The sequence below is a fragment of the Nocardia aobensis NBRC 100429 genome, assembly GCF_000308375.1.
Taxonomy (GTDB): Bacteria; Actinomycetota; Actinomycetes; order Mycobacteriales; family Mycobacteriaceae; genus Nocardia; species Nocardia aobensis.
In genome coordinates, this window is record NZ_BAFQ01000244.1 from 1 (window position 1) to 4495 (window position 4495).

General features: G+C 69.2%; 3 protein-coding genes and 1 pseudogene. 2 read left to right on the forward strand and 2 right to left on the reverse strand.

Features of this window, described 5'->3' with window-relative positions; genetic code table 11:
• On the forward strand, nt 1-1700 hold a 1700-nt coding region (locus tag RJ03_RS27495; RefSeq protein WP_036507634.1), incomplete at its 5' end, for an ATP-binding protein.
• Between the two features lie 132 nt (nt 1701-1832).
• Here the strand turns inward: RJ03_RS27495 and RJ03_RS27500 are convergent.
• Both RJ03_RS27500 and hsaA read right to left on the reverse strand, forming a co-directional pair.
• Complete coding sequence (locus tag RJ03_RS27500) at nt 1833-2687, reverse strand: alpha/beta fold hydrolase (protein WP_036507636.1); 855 nt, start codon at nt 2685-2687, stop codon at nt 1833-1835.
• Entirely contained in the window at nt 2687-3850 is a 1164-nt protein-coding gene (gene hsaA, locus RJ03_RS27505) for a 3-hydroxy-9,10-secoandrosta-1,3,5(10)-triene-9,17-dione monooxygenase oxygenase subunit (RefSeq protein WP_036507637.1), read from the reverse strand. The genes RJ03_RS27500 and hsaA overlap by 1 nt, the downstream gene beginning before the upstream one ends.
• Before the next feature lie 426 nt (nt 3851-4276).
• Here hsaA and RJ03_RS27510 point away from each other — a divergent pair.
• A pseudogene (locus RJ03_RS27510) lies at nt 4277-4495 on the forward strand (hypothetical protein); the annotation flags it as partial.

Here is a 4495-nt window from a genome sequence, read left to right on the forward strand (position 1 = left end):
CCGCGATCTGCCAACGTCTCGACGGCATTCCGCTGGCGCTGGAACTGGCGGCGCTGCGGTTCCGGGTGTTCACCCCCGAGCAGATCCGCGACCGGCTCGACGACACCATGGACCTGCTCAGCGCCGGACCGCGCACCGCACCGCAGCGTCAGCAGACCATCGAGGGCGCGATCCGCTGGAGTTACGAACTGTGCACCCCCGCGGAACAGCGGCTGTGGCAACAGCTGTCGGTCTTCGCCGGTGGTTTCGACATCGAGGCCGCCGAGGCGGTGTGCCGGCTGCCACCGGGGCCGCAGGGATTGCTCGACGCGCTGACCGGCCTGGTCGACAAGTCGGTGCTGCGGTTGCGCTACGACGCGGTGGCGCCGCGCTATTCGATGCTGGAGCCGATCCGGCAATTCGGCCACGACCGCCTCGTCGAACACGGTGACGAACGCCGGGTGCGGGCGCGCCACCGCGACCACTACCGTGGGCTGGCCCTGCGCGGGCAGACGGCGTACTGGAGTGCCGACGATCTCGCGTGGTTCCGTGAATTGGCGCGCGAACACGCCAATCTGCGCTCGGCCCTGCAGTTCTCGATGCTCGACGCACCGCAGCTGGCGATGGAGACCGCGACCGTGCTGCGGCCGTTCTGGGAGCATTACCGGTTCCTGTCCGAGGGGTATCGGTGGCTGACCGACGCCCTGGCCCGGAATCCGGAACCGAGCTGGGAGCGAGCGCGGGCGCTGTCGTCGGCGGCCTCGCTGGCGGCACTGCTGTCGGATCGGGAGTCGGCGGCGCGGCTGGCGAGCGAATGCGTCACCGTGGCCACCGATCTGGGCGCCACCGACATCCTCGCCGAGGCGGAACTGGATGCGGCATTGATCGATTTCACCGACGCCGATACCGCCGGTGCGCTGCGCCGCTCCGAGGAGGCGATCCGGCTGGCGCGGGCCGACGACCATCATGCCACCGAAATGGACAGTCTCGCTTTCGGTTTCATGTGCGCGACCCTGCTGGAGGACCCGCGCGCCACCGAGATGGCCCAGGAGTTCCGTGCGCTCACGCAGCGCTACGGGCCGCATCTGCTGGGTGGGCTCGCGCTGTGGACGCTCGGTATCGATCAGTGGCGGCTGGGTGATCAGGACGCCGCCGACGACTATCTAGGACGCGCGATCGAGGAGTTCGCGCTGTTCGACCGATGTGTATGGCTGGCTTCGGGATTCGACGGTATGGCGTGGTCGGCCGCCGCCCGCGGTGATATGGAGCGGTCGGCCCGGCTGATGGGTGCGGCCGAGACGCTGCAGCGCAGTACGGTGCGGCTGGCCCATACGATCACCAGCGCGGTGGGTGAAAAGGTCCGCGACGAGGTCCGCAACGCTCTGGGCGACAGCGGTTTCCGCACCGCCTACGACACCGGTGCGGCGATGACGCTCCCCGCGGCGATCGATTTCGCGCTGGGCCGCGGGCCCGCCCCCGAGGAATCACCGGCCCCGCCGGCGCGCCCCACGCCGGTCGACACCGCGGCGCTGTCGCTGCTCACCCGCCGGGAGAAGGATGTGGCCCGGCTGGTCGCCGCCGGGCACAGCAACAAACGCATCGCGGCCGATCTGGTGATCTCGGTGCGCACGGCCGAGACCCATGTCGAGCACATCCTGACCAAACTCGGCTTCACCTCGCGTACCCAGATCGCGGGATGGGCCCGCGACCACGGACTGTAGCGGACAGGGTGTAGCGAACGCGGGCTGTAGCGGGCAGGAGCCGACGCCGGCACGCCCCGGAAACGACGGTGGCCGCAGCACCCTCGTGAGGTGCGGCGGCCACCGCGTCGGCGCGAAAAGGTCAGCGCGCGTTCATAATCCGTTGTGCAGGAAGTCGATCACGGCACGCTCGAACGCGACCTTGCGCTCGACCTGAACCCAATGCCCGCAGCGGGAGAAGATCCGCAGATCGGCGCGCGGCAGCTGGCGGGCGGGCAGCAGTGCGCCTTCCACCGGTGTCACCCGGTCGTCGCGGCCCCACAGCATCAGCACCTCGTGCTGGATCGCCCGCAGACGCGCCCACAGCGGAACCGGATCGGCGAAGGCCGGGTTGTAGAAGGTGGCGTAGGCATCGGCGAGCGCCTTGGTCTGGCGCGGATCCGAGGCCGCGGCGGTGCGGGCCGCGATCAGCTCCTCGGTGAGCACCGCCTGATCGAAGACCATCGTCTTCAACCAGTCCACCGCCCGCTCCGGAGTGGGATCGGCGTTGAAGTCCAGCAGGCGCCGAATCCCTTCCGACGGTTCGGGTCCCAGAATGTTGACGCCCACACCGCCCGGCGCCATCAGCACCAGCCGGTCCGCGCGCTCGGGATGTTCGGCGGCCAGCAGGGTCGCCACCGCGCCGCCCATCGAATTTCCCAGCAGATGAGCGCTGCCGATGCCGAGCTCGTCCAGCAGACCGAGGACCGCGTCGACGGCGATCCGCAGATAGTTGCGGTCGTAGGTTTCGGGCCGTTCGCTGGCGCCGAACCCGGGCTGGTCGAGGACCAGGCAGCGGAAGTGCGGAGCCAGCGCCTCGAGGTTGGCGCCGAAATTGGCCCAGCCCGAGACTCCGGCGCCGGAACCGTGCAACAGCACCAGCGGCGCACCGGAACCCGCCTCGTGATAGCGCAGTTTCACGCCGTCGACGGTGACCCAGCGGGTGGTGTCCTCGGCAGTGAAACCCATCAGACCATCCGTTCTGTGACCTCGACGCCCATCTCACCCTGACCGTACATCGCCAGCGCGCGCTCGACGTCGTTGATCACATGCGCGTTGCCGGCGTGGGCGTCGCGCCAGTTGCGTTCGATCACATTGGGTTTGCGGATCGAGTGGCCGCCGGAGTTCTCGAACAGCAGATCGATCGCGTAGATCGCGCGTTCGGTACCGCGCACCTGGTCGCGGCGGGTCCGCAGGCGCAGCTCGTACGGAATCTCCTCGCCCGCTTCGGCGTAGCGCAGCTGCTCGCTGATATTGCGTTCCTGCTGCAGGATGGCGGCGTCGATCTCCGAGGCCGCCCGCGCGATCCGCACCTGCGCGAACGGATCATCGGCCACCTTCTGCCCGCCGTAGGACAGCCGGACGCGCTCACGCTGGCGCTGCAGATGCGATTCGTAGGCGCCCTGCGCGGCACCGATGATCGGCGCGGTGATGGTGTTGGAGAACACGCTGGCGAACGAGATCCGGTACAGCGCAGCGGTGTTCACCTCCTGGCCGGGCCCCACCAGCGCGGACTGATCGGCGGCGCTGTACGCGCGATAGGCGGGGATGAACGCCTTCTCGACGATGATGTCGTTACTTCCGGTGCCCGACAGGCCCGACACGTGCCAGACATCCTCGATGCGGTAGTCGGTGCGCGGAACCAGCACCGTCAGGTAATCGGCTCCCCCCTTGTCGTTCGGCACCACCGCGCCGAGGAACGCCCAGTCGGCGTGGTCGCAGCCGGAGGAGAAGCTCCACCGGCCGCTCATCTCGAAGCCGCCGTCGACGGGGGTCAACTTGCCGGTGGGTGCGTACGACGAGGAGACCAGGGTGTCGGGATCCTCACCCCACACATCCTGCTGAGCCCGCGGGTCGAACAACGCCAGCTGCCACGGATGCGCACCCAGCACCGAGGACACCCACGCCGTCGACGGGCAGACGGTCGCGATCGCGCGAATCACCTCGTAGAAGGCGACCGGCGACTCCTCCGCACCACCGAAGCGGCTCGGCTGCAACATCCGGAACACGCCCGCCTCGGTCAGCTCGCGGATCGTCTCGGCGGGCACCCGCCGCTCCTGCTCGGCCGTCACCGCCCGTTCCCCGATCGCCGGGAGCAGGTCCCGCACCCGATCGAGCACCTTGTTCGCCATTGCCGGTGTTCCTCCCTGCCTCTGCGCTGTCACGCACTGGGTCGATGCCTCGACGGTAGGGGCGGGCGGAAGTACCGGCCCCGAGAAGTCCCGATCATCGGAATGCGGGGGCCGGCCGATAGAGCGTGGACCGCCAGGTGGCCTAGAGCGTGGACCGCCGGAGTGCTCCGAGCAGTGGGCCGGTCTCGGCCCGCCTCGATTTTGGACTGACGGAGCGAGGGAGCGCAGCGACTGAGCGGAGGAGGGAAAAATCGAGGCCCAAGGGGCCGAGACCCGCCGGAGCAAGCGGAGGCCGATACTACCGCTCCACTCAGCGAAACGCCGCGCCCGCTGACCGGGACTTCGCGCGGGCACCCCGCAATCCACTCGTCATGGTGTGTGAACGGCGTCACGTTCTTGGGTGGCGCACGCGAGGAGGAAGAGTCGATGCGGGTCCTGATCACCGGAGTCACCACACCCACCGGTCGCGCGGTGGCGCGCATGCTGGCGGCCGCCGGGCACGACGTCGTCGGAGCCGACCGGATTCGGCACCGGTATGTGGATCCGCGGATCGAGGTGCATATCGCCGATCCGGGCAGTGCCGGCGCCTACCGCGGCCATCGTCGACGGCTGCGACGTGGTGCTGGGACGTGTCGGACGGACCGG